Below are 19,453 nucleotides of genomic sequence, written 5' to 3'. Positions count from 1 at the left end.
ACCGAACAGAAGAGCACCTTATGGGCAAGGCAACCGGTTTTCTGGAGTTCGAACGCCGCCACGAGGCGTACGAAGCACCGCTCACGCGCGTGAAGCACTACAAGGAATTCGTCGCGGCACTGACCGACGCGGATGCGAAGGTCCAGGGCGCGCGCTGCATGGATTGCGGCATCCCGTTCTGCAACAACGGCTGCCCGGTCAACAACATCATCCCGGACTTCAACGATCTCGTTTACCGCCAGGACTGGCAGCAGGCGATCGAAGTCCTGCACTCGACCAACAACTTCCCGGAATTCACGGGCCGCATCTGCCCTGCGCCGTGCGAGGCCGCGTGTACGCTCGGGATCAACGAAGACCCGGTCGGCATCAAGTCGATCGAGCACGCGATCATCGACAAGGCCTGGGCGGAAGGCTGGGTGAAGCCTGAGCCGGCTGCGCACAAGACGGGCAAGAAGGTTGCCGTCGTCGGCTCGGGCCCTGCGGGCCTCGCCGCCGCGCAGCAGCTCGCGCGCGCGGGCCATGACGTGACGGTGTTCGAGAAGAACGACCGTGTCGGCGGCCTGCTGCGCTACGGGATTCCCGACTTCAAGCTCGAGAAGTGGCTGATCGATCGCCGTATGCGCCAGATGGAAGCGGAAGGCGTGACGTTCCGCACCAGCGTGTTCATCGGCAAGGATCCGCTGCCCGAGTCGATCGGCAGCCTCGCGAAGGAAACCATTTCGCCGGACACGCTGAAGGAAGAATTCGACGCGGTCGTGATCGCCGGCGGTTCGGAAACGCCGCGCGATCTGCCGGTGCCGGGCCGCGAGCTCGCGGGTGTTCATTTCGCGATGGATTTCCTGCCGCAGCAGAACCGCGTGAACGCGGGCGACAAGCTCGTCGACCAGCTGCTCGCCAAGGGCAAGCACGTGATCGTGATCGGCGGCGGCGATACGGGTTCGGACTGCGTCGGCACGTCGAACCGTCACGGCGCGAAGCAGGTCACGCAGTTCGAGCTGCTGCCGCAGCCGCCGGAAGAGGAAAACAAGCCGCTCGTGTGGCCGTACTGGCCGATCAAGCTGCGCACGTCGTCGTCGCACGAGGAAGGCTGCGAGCGCGACTGGGCGGTCGCGACGAAGCGTCTCGAAGGCAAGAACGGCAAGGTCGAGAAGCTGATCGCGGTGCGCGTCGAGTGGAAGGACGGCAAGATGCAGGAAGTGCCGGGCACCGAGTTCGAGATGAAGGCCGATCTCGTGCTGCTCGCGATGGGCTTCACGCAGCCGGCGGCGCCCGTGCTCGACGCGTTCGGCGTCGCGAAGGACGCGCGCGGCAATGCACGTGCGGCGACCGAAGGCGATCGTTCGTACTACACGTCGGTCGACAAGGTGTTCGCGGCAGGCGACATGCGTCGCGGCCAGTCGCTGGTGGTGTGGGCGATTCGCGAAGGCCGCCAGTGCGCGCGCTCGGTCGATGCGTACCTGATGGGGCATTCGGAACTGCCGCGCTGAACTGAATAGAGTGAGCGGGTTTCGATGAGAGCCGGGCGTCCGAAAGGGCGCCCGGTTTTTTTGTCGCTGGCGCGCGCCGATGCCCATCGGTCAGCCGGTACCGCGCGTTCCCCCGACGCCGTTCGATCCGGCCGCGTCGCTGCGCTGCGCTCGCCATTTTCGCGAAGCGTCGCCTAATCTGATCACATCCGTCGCCGATTTTCCATCATCTCCTTTCCTTTCGTTTTGTAATAATCCTTGAAAACTGTCATATCATGTCGCCCCTCGGGCCGCATTCGCGGTGGTCGCATGTGACCGACCCTATTTACAAGGACTCTGGATGGAAGCACTCCTGCATGGGCTGATCGACGCCGTCAACGGCGTGTTGTGGAACTACGTGCTGATTGCGCTGCTGCTCGGCGCCGGTGCGTGGTTCACGTTGCGGTTCCGGATGATCCAGTTGAAGGCGCTGTTCCTCAGCATGAAACTGGTCGGCAGCAAGGGCGAACCGGGCAGCATCTCGTCGTTCCAGGCGTTCGCGACCGGGCTCGCGAGCCGCGTCGGCACCGGCAACATCGCCGGCGTCGCGGTCGCGCTGACGGTCGGCGGGCCGGGCGCGATCTTCTGGATGTGGATGACGGCGCTCGTCGGGATGTCGTCCGCGTTCGTCGAGGCGACGCTCGCGCAGATCTTCAAGGTGTCGCACCCGGACGGCAGCTATCGCGGCGGCCCCGCGTACTACATCCAGACCGGCCTGCGTTCGCGCCGCTTCGGCGTGCTGTTCTCGCTGTCGCTGATCCTCGCGTTCGGCTTCGTGTTCAACGCGGTGCAGGCCAACGCGATCGCCGACGCGTTCCATACGTCGTTCGGCTGGAGCCGCGAGACGGTCGGCCTCGGTCTCGTGCTGCTGAGCGCGCCGATCATCTTCGGCGGCATCCGTCGCATCGCGACGGTCGCGCAGGTGATCGTGCCGCTGATGGCGATCGGCTATCTCGCGCTCGCGGTCTACGCGGTCGCGACGCATATCGCATTGGTGCCGGGCGTGATCGCACTGATCGTGAAGAGCGCGTTCGGCCTCGAGCAGGCGGCGGGCGGCCTGACGGGCTATGCGGTCAGCCAGGCGATCGCGATCGGCGTGAAGCGCGGGCTGTTCTCGAACGAAGCAGGGATGGGCAGTGCGCCGAACGCGGCCGCGACCGCGAGCACGCGGCACCCCGTCACGCAGGGGCTGATCCAGATGCTCGGCGTGTTCGTCGACACGATCGTGATCTGCAGCGCGACCGCATTCGTGATCCTGCTGTCGGGCCAGTACGAGCTCGGCACCGGCATGGAGGGCGCGGCGCTCACGCAGCGCGCGATCTCGAGCCACGTCGGCGACTGGGGCGGCATCTACATGGCCGTCGCGATCTTCTTCCTCGCGTTCTCGTCGGTGATTGGCAACTACGCGTATGCGGAAGGCAACGTCGAATTCATCACGAAGCGGCGCGGCGTGCTGCCGCTGTTCCGCGTCGCGGTGCTCGGGATGGTGATGTTCGGCAGCGTCGGGCAACTGCCGCTCGTGTGGGCGATGGCCGATACGAGCATGGGGCTGATGGCGATCATCAACCTGATCGCGATCCTCGCGCTCGGCAAGTATGCGCACGCCGCGTGGGCCGACTATCGCCGCCAGCGCGCGGCAGGCATCGCCGATCCGGTGTTCACGCGCAACACGATCCCGGAACTCGCGCGCGTGCTGCCGGCCGACGTGTGGGGCGAGCACGGCCCGCTGCCGCAGCGTCCGGTTTCCGCCGAAGCGGCGAGCGCGCCGCGTGCCGCGGTGAGCGGGTCATGACCGGCGACCGGCTCCGTGCGTTCGTCGCGCTGATGCCCGATGCGGCCTCGCGCGATGCGCTGCATGCGTTGCCGGTCACCCGCGGTGCACGGCGCACGCTGCCCGTGCAACTGCACCTGACGCTCGCGTTCATCGGCGCGATCGAACGGGAACGGTGCGACGCGCTGGCCGCGCACCTGCCCGCGCTCGCAGCCGCGCATGCTCTGCCGCTGCTGCCGGTCGAGCGGATCGCGTGGTGGCCGAGCCTGCCGCGTGCGAGGCTGATCGTCGCGGAGCTCGGTGCCGATCCGGCCTGCGTCGCGCTGAATGCCGGGCTGATGGCGCTGCTGGCTGAACTCGGCGTCCCGGTCGACCGGCGGCCGTTCCGGCCGCACGTGACGCTCGCGCGGCTGCCGCGCGACGCGGTCGGACAACCCGCGCACGGCGGCGCGCCCGGGCGGCCGGTCGTGCTGCGCATCGAAGCGCTGACGCTGTTCGAAAGCAGGTTGTCGCACGAGGGCGTGTCGCATCGGCCGATCGTATCGGCGCCGATCGCATGGGCGGACGGCCGGGCGGTGCGGTGAGCGGCGCTCGAGATGCAATGCGATGGCCGCGCGTTGTGCGGATCAGGCCATCGCGTCGTGTCACACCGCATCGCATCGACGGTGGTGCTACCCGGCACCCGGCCTACCGCCCGTAGCGCGCGAGCGTCAGGCCCGACAGGTCGATCTCCGGCTCGCGTCCGGTAACGAGATCCGCCACCACCTTTCCCGAACCCATCGACATCGCCCAGCCCGTCGAGCCGTGGCCGACGTTGAGCCAGAGCCCGTCGATACCGCTCGCGCCGAGCAGCGGCGGCCCGTCGGGCGTCATCGGCCGGCGGCCGACCCAGAAGCGCGCCGACGCGCGATCGGCCGCGTGCGGGAACCAGTCGTCGAGCACCTTCATCAGCGTATCGAGCGCCTGCTGCCGCAGCGCCGCGTGCCGGTTGCCGAGCTCCGCGGTGCCCGCCACGCGCAGCGCCGGGCCGAAGCGCGTGATCGCCGTCTTCAGCGATTCGTCCATCAGCGCGGCGTGCGGCGCCTTTTCATCGTCGGCGACCGCGAGTGTCGCCGAGTAGCCTTTCACCGGATACAGCGGCACGTCGATGCCGTGCGGCCGCAGCAGGCCGGCGCTGTCGACGCCGAGCGCGACGACGATCGCGTCGGCGGCGAGCGGTGCGTCACGTCGTGCGGCGGCCCCTTCTTCGTCCGATTCGATCCGCACGCCGCGCACCTTGCCGCCCGCGACGTCGAGCGCGCGGATCGCGGTGCGAAAGCGGAACGTCACGCCGTTCGACTCGCACAGCGTACGCAGTTCGCGCGTGAAGCGTGCGCAGTCGCCGGCTTCGTCGTCGGGCAGGTAGATGCCACCGACGGGCGCCTGCCGCGCCCAGCGCAGGCCCGGCTCGATCGCCGTGCAGCCGGCCGCGTCGAGTTCGCGAAACGCGATGCCGGCATCGCGCAGTACCTTCAGCGCGGGCTGCACCATCTCGACGTCGAATGCGCCGCGCAACAGTTGCAGGTAGCCGCGGCTCGCGCCGTAGTCGAACGGATAACGGTCGCGAAACGCATGCAGGCACGCGCGGCTGTAATACGCGATGCGCTGCATGCGCTGCTTGTTCACGCGGAACCGCTCGAACTCGCATTCGCGCAGCCAGCGCGCGATCCAGCGCCACTGCGCGGTGTCGAGCGTCGGCCGGAAGATCAGCGGCGACGCGGGCTTGAACAGGTACTTGAGGATCTTGCCGGGCATCCCGGGCGCGGCCCACGGCGTCACGTAGCCGGGCGCGATCACGCCCGCGTTGCCGAGGCTCGTCGCCTGCGCGACGTCGGCCTCGCGCTCGATCACGGTGACGTCGCAGCCAGCTTCGCGCAGGTGCCACGCGGTGGTGACGCCGATCACGCCGGCGCCGAGAACGATCACGTGCATGCGGTTTCCGGAACGAGGAGGGCGCTCACGACGCGACGGCCGGATCGTCGACGAGCGACTTGCCGCGCGTTTCCGGCAGCACGAGCGCGGCGACGATCACGAGCAGGTAGCCGCCGCCCGCGACGAGGCCGATCGCCTTCACGAGCGACATCGACTGCGACAGCGAGCCGACGAGAATCGGGAAGAACGAGCCGAGCCCGCGGCCGAGGTTGTAGCAGAAGCCCTGGCCCGAGCCGCGGATCGCGCCCGGATACAACTCCGACAGGTATGCGCCGACGCCCGCGAAGATCCCCTGCACGACGATGCCGAGCGGGAAGCCGAGCAGCAGCATCGCGGTATCGGTGATCGGCAGCATCGTGTACGCCATGCCGAGCGAGAACGAGCCGATCGCGAACAGGATGAACGACGCGCGGCGGCCGAGCCGGTCGGACAGGATCGCGCCGACCACGTAGCCGACGAACGAACCGACGATCAGCACGACGAGATAACCGCTCGTGTTGAACACGGACAGGTGGCGGACGGTTTTCAGGTAGGTGGGCAGCCACGTCGTGATCGCGTAGTAGCCGCCGAGCATCCCGGTGCACAGCGCGCTGCCGAACAGCGTCGCGCGCAGGTGCGGCGGCGAGAAGATCTCGAGGAAGTGGCCCGACACGCGGCCTTCGTCGCGCGCGCGGCGCGTGGCCGTATAGATGTCGGGATCGCTGACGTTGCGGCGGATGTACAGGATCCACAGCGCGGGCACGATGCCGATCCAGAAGCACGCGCGCCACGCGACCTGCTCGGGCAGCAGCGCGAAGAACGCCCAGTACAGGATCGCGGCCGCGGCCCAGCCGAACGACCAGCTGCTTTGCACGGTGCCGACGGCCTTCGCGCGATGCTCGGGCGAGCGGATCGTTTCGGCCATCATGATCGTCACGACCGACCATTCGCCGCCGAAACCGAAGCCCTGCAGCGTGCGCGTCGCGAGTAGCTGCCAGAACGAATGCGTGAAACCGGACAGGCACGTGAACAGTGCGAACGTCGCGATCGTCCACTGCAGCACGCGCACGCGGCCGTAGCGGTCGGCGAGGATGCCGGCGGCCCAGCCGCCGACTGCCGACGAGATCAGCGAACTCGTCGCGATCATCCCGGCCTCGCTCTTCGTCATTCCCCACGTGGCGATCAGCGTCGGGATCAGGAACGAGTAGATCATGAAGTCGAACGCATCGACCGCGTAGCCGCCGAATCCGGCGTACAGCGTCTTGCGCTCGCGCGACGACAATTCGTTGAACCACTGGAATGCCTGCATGCTTGCCGCCCCCTCTCGTCTCGTATCGAGCTGCCGCGTGACGGTTATTTTACGGTCGCGATGCGGCCGGCCAAAAAGGCCGATGCAGGTTCGTGCGGGAAAGCGGGTATGCGGGAAGGAGGGGGCGATGCCGCTTCAGAGCGTCAGGCCGCCGTCGACGTGGATGACCTGGCCGGTGATCTGCCGCGCCGCGTCCGACAGCAGGAACGCGATCAATGCGGCGACGTCGTCGGGTTCGGCGATCCGGCCGAGCGGTGTCGCCTGTTCGGCCTGCGTCCACGTGGCGGCGTTGCCGGCGCTCGGCCCGTGGTCCTTGCGTGTGAAGCCGGGCGCGACCGCGTTGACGGTGATGCCGCGCGCGGCGAATTCGGCGGCCGCGGTGCGCACCAGCGATTCAAGCGCGGCTTTCGCGGCGGCGGTGGCCGCGAACGGCGCATCGGCACGGTAGCGGTGCGCGACGAACGAACTGAGCGCGACGATCCGCGGCGCGGCCGACGCTTCGAGCAGCGGCCGCGCGCGGCCCGCGAGCGCGGAGAACGCGCCGGGCATCGCCGCGAAGGCGGACGCGAGCGTGTCCGCGGAAAGATCGGAAAAGGCCTGCCGCGCGGCGAAGCCGGCGTTCGCGACGAGCTGGTCGAGCCCGCCGAAGCGCGTGGCGGTTGCGTCGACGAGCGTGGCGGCGACGCCCGGCGCGGCGAGATCGCCGGTGAGCGTGATGCATTGCGCGCCGGCCGCCGTGCAGGCGCGCCCGACTTCGGCGAGCCGGGCCCGCGCCGCATCGTCCGCGCCGCGCGCGTGCAGTGCCAGCGCGATGCCGGGCGCCGCGAGTCGTCGCGCGAGCGCCGCGCCGATCCCCGAGCCTGCGCCGGTGATCAGCACGATGCGCGCGGCGCGTGCGCTCACGCAGCCACCTTGTCGCCGGCGTTCACGCGCTCGACGTTGATCGTGCCGACGTGGAACGCGGCCAGCGACTCGCGATGCGCGATGCTGACGATCGCGGCCTTTGGCAGCCGTTCGGCGAACAGGTGGTACAGGCGTGCCTCGTTGTCGGTGTCGAGCGCGCTGGTCGCTTCGTCGAGGAACAGGAAGTCGGGCTTGTGCAGCAGCACGCGTGCGCCGGCAAGGCGCTGCTGCTCGCCCGGCGACAGCACGCGCGTCCAGTGCGCGGTTTCGTCGAGGCGCTCGACGTAATCCTCGAGGCGGCATGCGCGCAGCGCGTCGCGGCACGCGTCGTCGCTGAACGTGTCGGGCGTCGCCGGATAGGTGAGCGCGGCCTTCAGCGTGCCGATCGGCAAATAGCTCGTCTGCGGCACGAACATCATCCGCGCGCCGACCGGCGCGTCGATCGCGCCGTCGCCGAACGGCCAGAGGCCCGCGAGCGCGCGCATGAACGTGCTCTTGCCAGAACCCGATTTACCGATCACGAGCCAGCGCGAACCCGGCTCGATCGTCACGTTGCCGATCTCCGCGAGCGCGTTGCCGTTCGGCAGCGCGAGCTTGAGCGACGACGTCGACAGCTTCGCCGCGTCGACGTAGTGCAGGTTGATGCCGCCGTGCTCGGTCGCGGGCGACAGGCTTTCCTTCAGGTGCGACGTGCCCATCACGCGCTTGAATTCGCGCAGACGGTTGACGGTGGCGCGCCATTCGACGAGGGTCGAGTAGCTGTTGATGAACCACGAGAACGAATCGCTGACGGTGCCGAACGCGGACGAGATCTGCATCAGCACGCCGAACGAGAACGCGCCCGCGAAGTACCGCGGCGCGGCGACGACGAGCGGGAAGATGATCGCGATCTGCCCGTAGAAGCTCAGCACGAACGTGAGGCGCTTCGTGTACTTCATCACGCGCCACCAGTTGTCGCGGATGCGCATGAAGAGGTTTTGCGCGTTGCCGGTCTCGGTTTTCTCGCCGTCGTAGAACGCGATCTGCTCGGCGTTCTCGCGCACGCGGATCAGCCCGAAGCGGAAATCGGCCTCGACGCGCTGCTGCTGGTAGTTGATCGACACAAGCGGATGGCCGACCTTCTGGATGATCAGCGAGCCGACCACCGCGTACAGCGCGGCCGCCCACACCATGTAGCCGGGAATCGAGATCGGCGTGGCGCCGAGCGTGAACGTCAGCGCACCGGCGAGCGACCACAGGATCGTGATGAACGACACGAGCGTGACGACCGTCGACAGCAGGTCGAGCGACAGCGCGAGCGTCGTGGTCGAGAACGACTGGAGGTCGTCGGTGATCCGCTGGTCGGGGTTGTCCGCGAGGCGGTCGCGTTCGATCCGGTAGAACGCGCGATCGCCGAGCCACTGGCCGAGAAAACGGTCGGTGAGCCACTGGCGCCAGCGGAAGCCGAGCATCTGCCGCAGGTAGCGGCCGTACACCGCGAGGATGATGAACGCGAACGCGAGCGCGGAGAACTGCATCAGCAGGTGCGGGAAGTCGTGGACGTCCTTCGACTGCAGCGCGTTGTAGAACTCGGCGTTCCACTTGTTCAGCCGGACGTTGATCCACACCACGCAGAGGTTGATCGCGATGATCGTGACCAGCAGCCCCCACGCGACTTTCCATTCGGACGATACCCAGTAGGGCTTGATGAGGCTCCATGCGGATACCGGGCGCTCGTCCTGCGGCGCGTCGGAGGCGGCGGAGCGGACGGGGTCGATCGATTGGGTCATGTGCTTCCTGATGAGTAGCCGGCGCGCGGGCCGGGCGAGGCCGGGCGCGCGCCACGATACGGCATGCCGGGGCGAGGCGCCGACTGACGGCGGGCGTTGCGGATGGTCGCCCGCGCGTCTTAAACGGCGCTTAAGGGCCGGCGGTGACGCGGCAACCGGCCGCTCGTGCGGCCGGCCTGCGGGCATTGTGCCAGAGCGGCGCGGCGCGCCGGCGAATTTGCCGCAGGGGACAGTTTGCGGCGCTTTCCGCTTTTATGGTCTAATGGCCGACGACGAAACAGGGGTGCTTTGCATGCGGCCGGCGGAAGTTCAGCGCGGTGCGGCGAGGCTGAGAAAGACCCTTCGCACCCGATCCGGGTAATACCGGCGAGGGAAGTTTCTGATCCCGCCGGGCCGCGCTGGCTGCCATCCCACATGGTCAGCGCCCGAGTCCCGCCCGGCCGGCCTTTGCTGCCGGTTTCGTCCTTTTGGGTACGCGTATGCGCGTTACGGAAGGAATGATGACCGCACAATCTTCAGTCTTTTGCATGGCTCCCGGCCCGATGTCGCGTGCGTTCGCACGGGACGGCGCGTGCGCGTCGACGTTCGTCGTGCGCGCCCGCGCGGTTCGCGAGGAGCGTGCGCGATGAACGTCCAGGATTCACGGCCCGCACGGCCCGATTTCGCGGTGCTCGGCGGCGGCCTCGTCGGCCGCCTGATTGCATGGCGGCTCGCGGGCGACGGGTATCGCGTCGCGCTCTACGAGCGCGGCGGCCCGGACGGCGAGCAGTCGGCCGCGTGGATCGCGGCCGCGATGCTCGCGCCGCTCGCGGAAGCGGCGAGCGCGGAACTGCTGATCACCGAGCTCGGCGTCGCGTCGCTCGCGCGCTGGCCGCAGTGGCTCGCCGAACTGCCCGAACCCGTATTCTTCCAGCATCACGGCACGCTCGTCGTCTGGCATCACGCGGACCGCGCGGAGGCGCCGCAGGTCGAGCGGCGCCTCCGCGCGAACGCGCCGGCCGACCTGTTCGACGGCGGCTTCGTCACGCTCGCGGGTGCGCAGGTCGATGCGGCCGAACCCGCGCTCGCGGGCCGCTTCGCGCGCGGCCTGCTGCTGCCGCGCGAAGGCCAGCTCGACAACCGCCAGGCGCTGCGCGCGCTCGCGGCGGGCCTCGCCGAACGCGGCGTCGACTTGCACTGGCACGTCACGATCGACGATGCGACCCTTCCCGCCGCGCATTTCACGATCGATTGCCGCGGGCTCGGCGCGAAATCCGCGCTGCCCGCGCTGCGCGGCATCCGCGGCGAAGTCGCGCGCGTGCATGCGCCCGGCATCGGGCTCACCCGGCCCGTGCGGCTGCTGCATCCGCGCTATCCGCTGTATATCGCGCCGAAGCAGGACGATCTCTACGTAATCGGCGCGACCGAGGTGGAGGGCGAGGACATGTCGCCCGTCAGCGTGCGCTCCGCGCTCGAACTGCTGAGCGCGGCGTTCTCCGTGCATCCGGCGTTCGGCGAGGCGCGCATCCTCGAACTCAATGCGCAGTGCCGGCCGACGCTGCCCGATCATCGCCCGGCGGTGATCTGGGACGGCGCGTCGACGCTCGCCGTCAACGGCCTGTACCGGCACGGCTTCATGATCGCGCCGGAAGTCGCGCACGCGGCGGCGGCGTTCGCCGAAGCCGCGCTCGGCGGCGCGTTCGGCGATGCCGACGCGTTCGCCGCGTGGCGCGCCGCCGCGCGTTGGCCGACGCTCCTTCACCACCGCAACGACGCGCGCCAGCCGGCCTGACGCGCGCCGCCGACCGAATCCGACGAAGCATCATGGATATCCAGATCAACCAACAGACCCTGACGCTGCCCGACGGCGCGACGGTGGCCGACGCGCTCGCCGCGTACGGCGCGCGTCCGCCGTACGCGGTCGCGCTGAACGGCAACTTCGTCGCGCGCACGCAGCATGCGGCGCGCGCGCTCGCGGCGGGCGACAAGCTCGACGTCGTGCACCCCGTCGCGGGCGGCTGAGTGCCGCCGGTTCGTCCCCGCACTTCCAGGAAAACGACATGACGTCCCTCACATCCGCCGACGCGCTGACGCTGTATGGCGAAACCTTCGCGAGCCGCGTGCTGCTCGGCACGTCGCGCTATCCGTCGCTGCAGTCGCTGTCCGATTCGATCGCCGCGTCGCGGCCGGGGATGGTGACGGTCGCGCTGCGCCGCCAGATGACGGGCGGCACGGCCGAAGCCGGCTTCTTCGACCTGCTCAAGCGCCACGCGGTGCCGCTGCTGCCGAACACGGCCGGCTGCCAGACCGTCGCCGAGGCCGTGACGACCGCGCACATGGCGCGCGAGGTGTTCGGCACCGACTGGATCAAGCTCGAGCTGATCGGCGACGACTACACGCTGCAGCCCGACCCGGTCGGGCTGATCGAGGCCGCCGCGCAACTGGTGAAGGACGGTTTCAAGGTGCTGCCGTACTGCACCGAGGATCTCGTGATCGGCCGGCGCCTGCTCGACGCCGGCTGCGAGGCGCTGATGCCGTGGGGCGCGCCGATCGGCACGGGCAAGGGCGTCGTGAACCCGTACGGCTTGCGCGTGCTGCGCGAGCGGCTGCCCGACGTGCCGCTGATCGTCGACGCGGGGCTCGGCGTGCCGTCGCACGCGTGCCAGGTGATGGAGTGGGGCTTCGACGGCGTGCTGCTGAACACGGCGGTGTCGCAGGCCACGCACCCCGAGATCATGGCGCGCGCCTTTGCGCAGGGCGTCGAGGCCGGCCGCGCCGCGTATCTCGCCGGGCCGATGGACGCGCGCGAGACCGCGCACGCGAGCACGCCGGTCGTCGGGATGCCGTTCTGGCACCAGGACGGGGGCGGCGCATGAGCGCGCGCTTCGCCGACACATTCTGGCCGCCGGCCGATGAACTGGCCGAAGCGGCCGAGCGGATTCGCGCACGGCTCGGCGACTGGCCGGGCGCGGCGGCGCCGTGGCGGCTTTGCGTGGCGGCGCCCGACGTGCCGGCCGACGGCGACGTGCTGATCGTGTCGGCCGGCGACCGCACCGCGCAGGCGCGCGCGTCGGCCGCGTCGCGACCGGCGTCGCCCGATGCGGTCGCGATCGAATTCGACGAGCAGGGCGCGGTACTGCATGCGTCGGCTGCGCGCTACGCGCTCGACGCCGCGCATCCGCTCGCGGACGACTGGATCGCGGCGCTCGCCGCATTTCTCGATTGCGGCTTCGCGCCGGTCGACGCGCTGGTGCTCGCGCTGGCGTGGCGCGACGGCGACGAGACGCGTGCGGTCGACGCATGGCCGGTCGACGCCGCGCGGTTCCCGCGCGTCGCCGGGCTGCCGGCCGCGCCCGAGCCCGCGTTCGCGCCGTGCCCGGCGCAGCTCGGCCTGTATCCGGTCGTGCCGGACGCCGAATGGGTCGAACGCGTGCTCGATTGCGGCGTGCGGACCGTGCAACTGCGCGTGAAAGGCGCGGCGCCGGACGCGTTGCGCCGGGAAATCGCGCGTGCGGTCGCGGCCGGGCGTCGTTATCCCGATGCGCGCGTGTTCATCAACGATCACTGGCAGATCGCTGCAGATGAAGGCGCATACGGCGTTCATCTGGGCCAGGAAGATCTCGAAACGGCCGATTTGGCCGCGATCGCGCGTGCGGGCCTGCGGCTCGGGCTGTCGAGCCATGGTTATTACGAAATGTTGCGGGCGCTGCACGAGCGCCCGAGCTATCTCGCGCTCGGCCCCGTGTACGCGACCGCGACCAAGGCCGTTGCCGCACCGCCGCAGGGCCTCGCGCGGATCGCCCGCTACGCGCGCTTTGCGGGCGCGCGGGCGCCGCTCGTCGCGATCGGCGGGGTGGGGCTCGATACGCTGCCTGACGTGCTGGCGACGGGCGTCGGCAGCGTCGCGGTGGTCAGCGCTGTCACGGCCGCGGCCGACTATCGGACAGCGCTTATTGCATTGCAGCAATGTTTTCCCGGACAATTTGACAATCATTGACCGCAGGGCCCGGAACGGCGTCACGACATCATTCCAATGCAGGCCCTATAATTCGGCGTTCTGCGTAAAAGGACTGTCCGCTCCGTGAGCCCCACTCCTACCGAGACCCTGCTGGAACTTCGCGACGTCGACTTTGGCTACGGCGACCGCCTCGTCCTGTCCAACCTGAACCTGCGCTTCGGGCGCGGGCAGGTCGTCGCGGTCATGGGCGGGTCGGGTTGCGGCAAGACGACCGTGCTGCGCCTGATCGGCGGCCTCGTGCGCGCGCGCCGCGGCCAGGTGCTGTTCGACGGCGCCGATGTCGGCGCGCAAACGCGCGACGGCCTGTATGCGCTGCGCCGCAAGATGGGCATGCTGTTCCAGTTCGGCGCGTTGTTCACCGACATGTCGGTGTTCGAGAACGTCGCGTTCGCGCTGCGCGAGCACACCGACCTGCCCGAAGACCTGATCCGCGACCTCGTGCTGATGAAGCTCAACGCGGTCGGCCTGCGCGGCGCGCGCGACCTGATGCCGTCCGAGGTGTCGGGCGGGATGGCGCGCCGCATCGCACTGGCGCGCGCGATCGCGCTCGATCCGCAGCTCATCATGTACGACGAACCGTTCGCGGGCCTCGATCCGATCTCGCTGGGCATCACCGCGAACCTGATCCGCACGCTGAACCAGGCGCTCGGCGCGACGTCGATCCTCGTCACGCACGACGTGCCGGAATCGTTCGCGATCGCCGACTACGTGTATTTCCTGGCCAACGGCGGTGTGCTCGCGCAGGGCACGCCCGACGAGCTGCGCGCGTCGACCGACCCGAGCGTGCGGCAGTTCATCGACGGCGCGCCGGACGGCCCGTTCAAATTTCATTACACGAGCCCGCCGCTTGCAGCGGATTTCGGGCTCGGCGGAGGGCGCGCATGATCAGCGCGATCGGACGTTACGTCATCGGCGGCCTCGAGCGCACGGGCTACGGCACGCGCCTGTTCGTGCGCCTCGTGCTGGAATTCTTTCCGCTGCTGCGCCGGCCGCGGCTTGTCACGAAGCAGATCCACTTCCTCGGCAACTATTCGTTCGTGATCATTGCCGTGTCGGGGCTGTTCGTCGGCTTCGTGCTCGGCCTGCAGGGGTATTACACGCTGAATCGCTACGGGTCCGAGCAGGCGCTCGGCCTCCTGGTCGCGCTGTCGCTCGTGCGCGAGCTTGGGCCCGTCGTCACCGCGCTGCTGTTTGCGGGCCGCGCGGGCACGTCGCTCACGGCCGAGATCGGCCTGATGAAGGCCGGCGAGCAGCTCACCGCGCTCGAGATGATGGCGGTCGACCCGATCAAGACGGTGATCGCGCCGCGCATGTGGGCGGGCATCATCGCGATGCCGCTCCTGGCCGCGATCTTCAACGCGGTGGGCGTGCTCGGCGGCTACGTCGTCGGCGTCCTGCTGATCGGCGTCGATCCGGGCGCGTTCTGGTCGCAGATGCAGGGCGGGGTCGAGGTCTGGGCCGACGTCGGCAACGGCGTGCTGAAGAGCATCGTGTTCGGGTTCGCCGTGACCTTCATTGCGCTGTACCAGGGGTATGAAGCGAAGCCCACGCCCGAAGGCGTGTCGCGCGCGACCACCAAGACGGTCGTGTTCGCGTCGCTCGCCGTACTCGGCCTCGATTTCCTGCTGACCGCGCTGATGTTCAGCTAGGCCTCAGCCAAGCCATATTTTGGGATGACGATGAAAAAGACTGCTCTCGACTTCTGGGTCGGCCTGTTCGTGGTGGTGGGCTTCCTTGCGGTGCTGTTCCTGGCGCTGAAGGTCGGCAACATGAGCTCGCTGTCGTTTCAGCCGACCTATGCGGTGAGGATGAAATTCGACAATATCGGCGGGCTGAAGCCGCGCGCGGCCGTGAAGAGTGCCGGCGTCGTGGTCGGCCGCGTGAAGTCGATCGGCTTCGACACGAACACCTACCAGGCGCTCGTGACGATCGATGTCGACGGCCAGTATCAGTTCCCGAAGGATTCGTCGGCGAAGATCCTGACGTCGGGCCTGCTCGGAGAGCAATATATCGGCCTCGATCCGGGCGGCGACACCGAAATGCTGAAGGCAGGCGACACGATCACGATGACGCAGTCGGCGATCGTGCTCGAGAACCTGATCGGCCAGTTCCTGTACAGCAAGGCCGCCGATGCGGGCGGCGCGAAGCCGGCAGCCGGCGCGCCGGCCGCACCCGCACCGGTGGCGGTGCCGGCGTCCGCCGTGTCCGCCGCGCCCGGTTCGGCAGCGCAATAACCACACGAGAGAATACAAGAGGGGAATGACCATGCAGACGATCCGCATCAGGCACGCCGCGCTCGCGGTGGCGGCAGTCGCCGCGTTGAGCGGTTGCGCGACCGTGCAGACGCCGACCAAGGGCGATCCGCTCGAAGGCTTCAACCGGACGATGTACAAGTTCAACGACACGGTCGACACGTACGCGCTGAAGCCGGTCGCGCAGGGTTACCAGAAGGTCGTGCCGCAGCCGGTGCGCGACAGCGTGACGAACTTCTTCTCGAACATCGGCGACGTTTACGTTGCGGCGAACAACATCGTGCAGTTGCGGATCGCGGACGGCGTCGGCGACATCATGCGCGTCGTGATCAACACGGTGTTCGGCGTCGGCGGCCTGTTCGACGTCGCGACGATCGCGAAGCTGCCGAAACACACCGCCGACTTCGGGGTCACGATGGGCCGCTACGGCGTGCCGTCGGGCCCGTATCTCGTGCTGCCGCTGCTCGGCCCGAGCACGGTGCGCGACACGGCCGGCCTCGGTGTCGACTACGTCGGCAACCCGCTGACCTATGTGAAGCCGGATGGCCTGAGCTGGGGCCTGTTCGGCGTGAATCTCGTCAACACGCGCTCGAACCTGCTCGGCGCGGGCGACGTGCTGGATGCCGCGGCGCTCGACAAGTATTCGTTCGTGCGCAACGCGTACCTGCAGCGCCGCCAGATGCTGATCGACAACGCGCGCGGCGAGGCAGGCTCGACGGCAAGCAACGATGCGCTGCCGAAGTACGACCTGCCGGACGACGGCGCGGCGCCGGCGGCCGCCGGCGCGGCCGGTTCGGCGGGTGCAGCGGCGGTGGGTGGTGCGGTGGCACCGGCGGGCGCATCGGGCACGGCGGTTGCTGCCCCGGCATCGGGCACGGCCGTTTCGCCGAACCCGGCCAGCGAAACGAACGTGCCGGCGATGCAGGTGGCGCCGCCGTCTCCGGGTGGGTTCCGCTTCCCGAGCATCCGGCTGCACTGACGGAATTACATTCGTTACAGCCGGAAACGATTCAGTCGGTAGCGCACGCGAACTTGCGCGTAAGCTACCTGCTCCAATCTTCGCATCGACTCATTCATGCAGGTCACTATGATGAAAAAACTGTTCCTGATCCCCGTTTTCGCGGCGCTGTTCTCGTTCGGCGGCGCAGCTCACGCGCAAGTCGACCAGTCGAACCCGCAGGCGCTGATCAAGACGGCGACGCAGCAAGTGCTCGACGAAGTCAAGCAGCAGACGATCAAGCAGGGCGACACCAATCGCATCATTACGATCGTCAACAAGGACATCCTGCCGTACACCGATTTCCGCCGTACCACGCAGCTCGCGATGGGCCGCAACTGGCGTACGGCGACGGCCGAGCAGCAGCAGCAGATTCAGGAGCAGTTCAAGCTGCTGCTGATCCGCACGTATTCGGGCGCGCTCGCGCAGCTGAAGCCGGACCAGCAGATCCAGTACCCCCCGTTCCGCGCGGATCCGGCCGATACCGACGTCGTGGTCAAGACGGTCGCGATGAACAACGGCCAGCCGGTCCAGATCGATTACCGCCTGTACAAGTCGGCGGGCGGCTGGAAGGTGTATGACCTGAACGTGCTCGGCGCATGGCTGATCCAGACGTACCAGCAGCAGTTCAACGAGAAGATCCAGCAAAGCGGCGTGGACGGCCTGATCCAGTTCCTGACGCAGCGCAACCAGCAGCTTGCCTCCGGCAAGCAAGCGTCGTGAGCGGCTTCGAAGCCGGCTCCTCGCTGACCGTCGCGAGCGCGAAGTCCGCGCTCGCGGACGGTCTGGCGCGCATCGTCGCGGGTGCGACCGCCGTCGATTGCGCGGCGCTGACGCAGTTCGACTCGTCCGCGCTCGCCGTGCTGCTCGCATGGCAACGTGCCGCCAAATCGCGCGGCGCGCCCCTCGACATCCTCAATCTCCCCCCGAAGCTCGCCAGCCTCGCGCGCGCCTATGGCGTCGACGCACTCATCGAAGGCGCCGAGCGACATTGACCCTGTCCGACCGGAGCCTGCCGCGCCAGCCGGCGCGCGCAAGCTTCAGGCCGCGCGCCTTCCGCGCCGGCTCCGCCAGCCGGTTTGCCCTATAATCAAGCGTTTTGCGGGGCAGTCAATCGGCGTCCGGCCCCCATTTTCTTTCGCAGCAAGCACAGAATAGGCGTCGCGGCCGTTGCGTCGCGCACAGTCATGTCAGCCATAGAAATCCGTCACGTCAAGAAGCGCTACAAGTCGCTTCAGGCGCTCAAGGGCGTCAGCCTGTCGGTCGAGGAAGGCGAGTTTTTCGGTCTGCTCGGCCCCAACGGCGCAGGCAAGACCACGCTCATCAGCATCCTCGCCGGGCTTGCCCGGGCCGACGAAGGCAGTATCTCGGTGCGCGGCCACGACGTCGTCAAGGACTTCCGTGGTGCGCGCCGCGCACTCGGCGTCGTGCCTCAGGAACTCGTTTTCGACCCGTTCTTCACCGTCCGCGAGACGCTTCGCATCCAGTCCGGCTATTTCGGGCTGCGCCGCAACGACGACTGGATCGATGAAGTGATGGCCAATCTCGATCTCACCGAGAAGGCGGACGCGAACATGCGCGCGCTGTCGGGCGGGATGAAGCGCCGCGTGCTCGTCGCGCAGGCGCTCGTGCACCGGCCGCCCGTGATCGTGCTCGACGAGCCGACCGCCGGTGTCGATGTCGAATTGCGCCAGACGCTGTGGAAATTCATCTCGCGCCTGAACCGCGAGGGTCACACAATCGTGCTGACTACCCATTACCTCGAGGAAGCCGAGTCGCTGTGCGACCGCATCGCGATGCTGCGCCGCGGCGAAGTGGTCGCGCTCGACCGCACCGACGCGCTGCTGCGCCGCTTCGCGGGGCTGCAGCTCTACCTGCGCTTGGCGACCGGCGCGCTGCCGGCCGAGCTGCGCGGGCTGGAGACCGATCCGGCCGCACGCGCGCCGGGCGAGCACCTGCTGCGCCTCACGAGCTACGACGATGTCGAACGCATCCTCGCGCAGTGCCGCGCGGCGGGCGGCACGTTCGACGAGATCGAGGTCCGCAAGGCCGACCTCGAGGATGTGTTCGTCCAGGTGATGAACGGGGCCGAGGTGATCGAGGGATTGGCATGAAACAAGAACCCCCACGCTCTCTGCGTTCGCTACCCCCCGAGGGGGCGCCCGGCACTCTTGGGGCGGCCCGGCGAGTGTCGGGAAGCGGTTTTCAAACGCTGTTCTACAAGGAACTGCTGCGTTTCTGGAAGGTGTCGTTCCAGACGGTGTGCGCGCCGATCGTGACGGCGCTGCTGTATCTGACGATCTTCGGCCACGCGCTGTCGGGCCGCGTCGAGGTGTATCCGGGCGTCGAGTACGTGAGCTTTCTCGTGCCGGGCCTCGTGATGATGAGCGTGCTGCAGAACGCGTTCGCGAACAGCTCGTCGTCGCTGATCCAGTCGAAGATCACCGGCAACCTGGTGTTCATGCTGCTGCCGCCGCTGTCGTACCGCGACATCTTCGGCGCGTACGTGCTCGCGTCCGTCGTGCGCGGGCTCGCGGTCGGCGCGGGCGTATTCGTCGTGACGATCTGGTTTATCCCGATGCATTTCGCGGCGCCGCTGTTCATCATTGCGTTCGCGCTGCTCGGCTCGGCAATCCTCGGCACGCTCGGCTTGATCGCCGGGATCTGGGCCGAAAAGTTCGACCAGCTCGCCGCGTTCCAGAACTTCCTGATCATGCCGCTGACGTTCCTGTCCGGCGTGTTCTATTCGACGCACTCGCTGCCGCCCGTGTGGCGCGAGATCTCGCGTCTCAATCCGTTTTTCTACATGATCGACGGCTTCCGCTTCGGGTTCTTCGGCGCGTCCGACATCAACCCGTTCGCGAGCCTCGCGATCGTCGCCGGTTTCTTCGTGCTGCTCGCGATGGTCGCGATGCGGCTGCTCGCGACCGGCTACAAACTGCGTCATTGATATCGACAGGCAGCGGCCGCCCCGGGGCGGCGCGCGCCGACAGGAGCCTT

At 68.4% G+C, this 19,453-nt stretch carries 19 protein-coding genes and 1 riboswitch; of the genes, 15 read left to right on the top strand and 4 right to left on the bottom strand.

Features of this window, described 5'->3' with window-relative positions:
* Nucleotides 1-20: 20 nt before the first annotated feature.
* The 3 genes from ACNQQL_RS12345 to thpR all read left to right on the top strand — a co-directional run bounded on the left by ACNQQL_RS12345 (nucleotide 21) and on the right by thpR (nucleotide 3,860).
* On the top strand, nucleotides 21-1,487 hold the full coding sequence (locus ACNQQL_RS12345) for a glutamate synthase subunit beta (protein WP_347064283.1): 1,467 nt from the start codon (nucleotides 21-23) through the stop codon (nucleotides 1,485-1,487).
* 319 nt (nucleotides 1,488-1,806) lie between these two features.
* Nucleotides 1,807-3,297, top strand: coding sequence for an alanine/glycine:cation symporter family protein (locus ACNQQL_RS12340; RefSeq protein WP_347064282.1), 1,491 nt, complete (start codon nucleotides 1,807-1,809; stop codon nucleotides 3,295-3,297).
* On the top strand, nucleotides 3,294-3,860 hold the full coding sequence (gene thpR / locus ACNQQL_RS12335; RefSeq protein ID WP_347064281.1) for an RNA 2',3'-cyclic phosphodiesterase: 567 nt from the start codon (nucleotides 3,294-3,296) through the stop codon (nucleotides 3,858-3,860). Before ACNQQL_RS12340 ends, thpR begins: the two co-directional genes overlap by 4 nt.
* A gap of 103 nt (nucleotides 3,861-3,963) precedes the next feature.
* Here thpR and ACNQQL_RS12330 read toward each other — a convergent pair whose 3' ends face one another.
* The 4 genes from ACNQQL_RS12330 to ACNQQL_RS12315 all read right to left on the bottom strand — a co-directional run bounded on the left by ACNQQL_RS12330 (nucleotide 3,964) and on the right by ACNQQL_RS12315 (nucleotide 9,207).
* Nucleotides 3,964-5,247 (bottom strand): D-amino acid dehydrogenase, encoded by a 1,284-nt coding sequence (locus ACNQQL_RS12330; protein ID WP_347064280.1) that lies wholly within the window; start codon nucleotides 5,245-5,247, stop codon nucleotides 3,964-3,966.
* A gap of 25 nt (nucleotides 5,248-5,272) precedes the next feature.
* Nucleotides 5,273-6,535 (bottom strand): MFS transporter, encoded by a 1,263-nt coding sequence (locus ACNQQL_RS12325; protein WP_034183636.1) that lies wholly within the window; start codon nucleotides 6,533-6,535, stop codon nucleotides 5,273-5,275.
* 135 nt (nucleotides 6,536-6,670) lie between these two features.
* Nucleotides 6,671-7,438, bottom strand: a complete 768-nt coding sequence (locus tag ACNQQL_RS12320; protein ID WP_347064279.1) for an SDR family NAD(P)-dependent oxidoreductase — start codon at nucleotides 7,436-7,438, stop codon at nucleotides 6,671-6,673.
* Complete coding sequence (locus tag ACNQQL_RS12315) at nucleotides 7,435-9,207, bottom strand: ABC transporter ATP-binding protein/permease (RefSeq protein ID WP_072443866.1); 1,773 nt, start codon at nucleotides 9,205-9,207, stop codon at nucleotides 7,435-7,437. Before ACNQQL_RS12315 ends, ACNQQL_RS12320 begins: the two co-directional genes overlap by 4 nt.
* Before the next feature lie 269 nt (nucleotides 9,208-9,476).
* Nucleotides 9,477-9,599, top strand: a riboswitch (TPP riboswitch).
* Between the two features lie 233 nt (nucleotides 9,600-9,832).
* On the opposite strand from ACNQQL_RS12315, the gene ACNQQL_RS12310 reads away from it, so the two are divergent.
* The 12 genes from ACNQQL_RS12310 to ACNQQL_RS12255 all read left to right on the top strand — a co-directional run bounded on the left by ACNQQL_RS12310 (nucleotide 9,833) and on the right by ACNQQL_RS12255 (nucleotide 19,403).
* Nucleotides 9,833-10,978 (top strand): FAD-dependent oxidoreductase, encoded by a 1,146-nt coding sequence (locus ACNQQL_RS12310; protein ID WP_347064278.1) that lies wholly within the window; start codon nucleotides 9,833-9,835, stop codon nucleotides 10,976-10,978.
* Between the two features lie 32 nt (nucleotides 10,979-11,010).
* Nucleotides 11,011-11,208 (top strand): sulfur carrier protein ThiS, encoded by a 198-nt coding sequence (gene thiS, locus ACNQQL_RS12305; protein ID WP_027783340.1) that lies wholly within the window; start codon nucleotides 11,011-11,013, stop codon nucleotides 11,206-11,208.
* A 38-nt stretch (nucleotides 11,209-11,246) separates the two neighbouring features.
* A complete protein-coding gene (locus tag ACNQQL_RS12300; protein WP_059232578.1) occupies nucleotides 11,247-12,062 on the top strand; it encodes a thiazole synthase in 816 nt (271 codons plus the stop codon).
* Nucleotides 12,059-13,183: a thiamine phosphate synthase gene (gene thiE, locus ACNQQL_RS12295; protein WP_347064277.1), complete on the top strand. Its 1,125-nt coding sequence runs from the start codon at nucleotides 12,059-12,061 to the stop codon at nucleotides 13,181-13,183. The genes ACNQQL_RS12300 and thiE overlap by 4 nt, the downstream gene beginning before the upstream one ends.
* Nucleotides 13,184-13,267: 84 nt before the next feature.
* On the top strand, nucleotides 13,268-14,089 hold the full coding sequence (locus ACNQQL_RS12290; RefSeq protein ID WP_006477138.1) for an ABC transporter ATP-binding protein: 822 nt from the start codon (nucleotides 13,268-13,270) through the stop codon (nucleotides 14,087-14,089).
* The gene (gene mlaE / locus ACNQQL_RS12285) at nucleotides 14,086-14,853 is read left to right on the top strand and encodes a lipid asymmetry maintenance ABC transporter permease subunit MlaE (RefSeq protein WP_072443872.1); all 768 of its coding nucleotides are present in this window, start codon (nucleotides 14,086-14,088) and stop codon (nucleotides 14,851-14,853) included. The genes ACNQQL_RS12290 and mlaE overlap by 4 nt, the downstream gene beginning before the upstream one ends.
* Nucleotides 14,854-14,877: 24 nt before the next feature.
* On the top strand, nucleotides 14,878-15,438 hold the full coding sequence (mlaD, locus tag ACNQQL_RS12280; protein ID WP_072443874.1) for an outer membrane lipid asymmetry maintenance protein MlaD: 561 nt from the start codon (nucleotides 14,878-14,880) through the stop codon (nucleotides 15,436-15,438).
* A gap of 31 nt (nucleotides 15,439-15,469) precedes the next feature.
* On the top strand, nucleotides 15,470-16,435 hold the full coding sequence (locus ACNQQL_RS12275) for a VacJ family lipoprotein (protein ID WP_072443926.1): 966 nt from the start codon (nucleotides 15,470-15,472) through the stop codon (nucleotides 16,433-16,435).
* A gap of 111 nt (nucleotides 16,436-16,546) precedes the next feature.
* Nucleotides 16,547-17,176, top strand: a complete 630-nt coding sequence (locus tag ACNQQL_RS12270) for an ABC transporter substrate-binding protein (protein WP_347064303.1) — start codon at nucleotides 16,547-16,549, stop codon at nucleotides 17,174-17,176.
* Nucleotides 17,173-17,448: an STAS domain-containing protein gene (locus tag ACNQQL_RS12265; protein ID WP_072443876.1), complete on the top strand. Its 276-nt coding sequence runs from the start codon at nucleotides 17,173-17,175 to the stop codon at nucleotides 17,446-17,448. Before ACNQQL_RS12270 ends, ACNQQL_RS12265 begins: the two co-directional genes overlap by 4 nt.
* 192 nt (nucleotides 17,449-17,640) lie before the next feature.
* Complete coding sequence (locus ACNQQL_RS12260; protein ID WP_072443878.1) at nucleotides 17,641-18,567, top strand: ABC transporter ATP-binding protein; 927 nt, start codon at nucleotides 17,641-17,643, stop codon at nucleotides 18,565-18,567.
* Entirely contained in the window at nucleotides 18,564-19,403 is an 840-nt protein-coding gene (locus ACNQQL_RS12255; protein ID WP_239483364.1) for an ABC transporter permease, read from the top strand. Before ACNQQL_RS12260 ends, ACNQQL_RS12255 begins: the two co-directional genes overlap by 4 nt.
* Nucleotides 19,404-19,453: the final 50 nt, after the last annotated feature.

The sequence above is a fragment of the Burkholderia sp. LFS061 genome, assembly GCF_047978125.1.
Classification (GTDB): Bacteria; Pseudomonadota; Gammaproteobacteria; order Burkholderiales; family Burkholderiaceae; genus Burkholderia; species Burkholderia pyrrocinia_C.
Note: the sequence above shows the minus strand (reverse complement) of the source record. Positions and strands in the feature narration are given on the sequence as shown.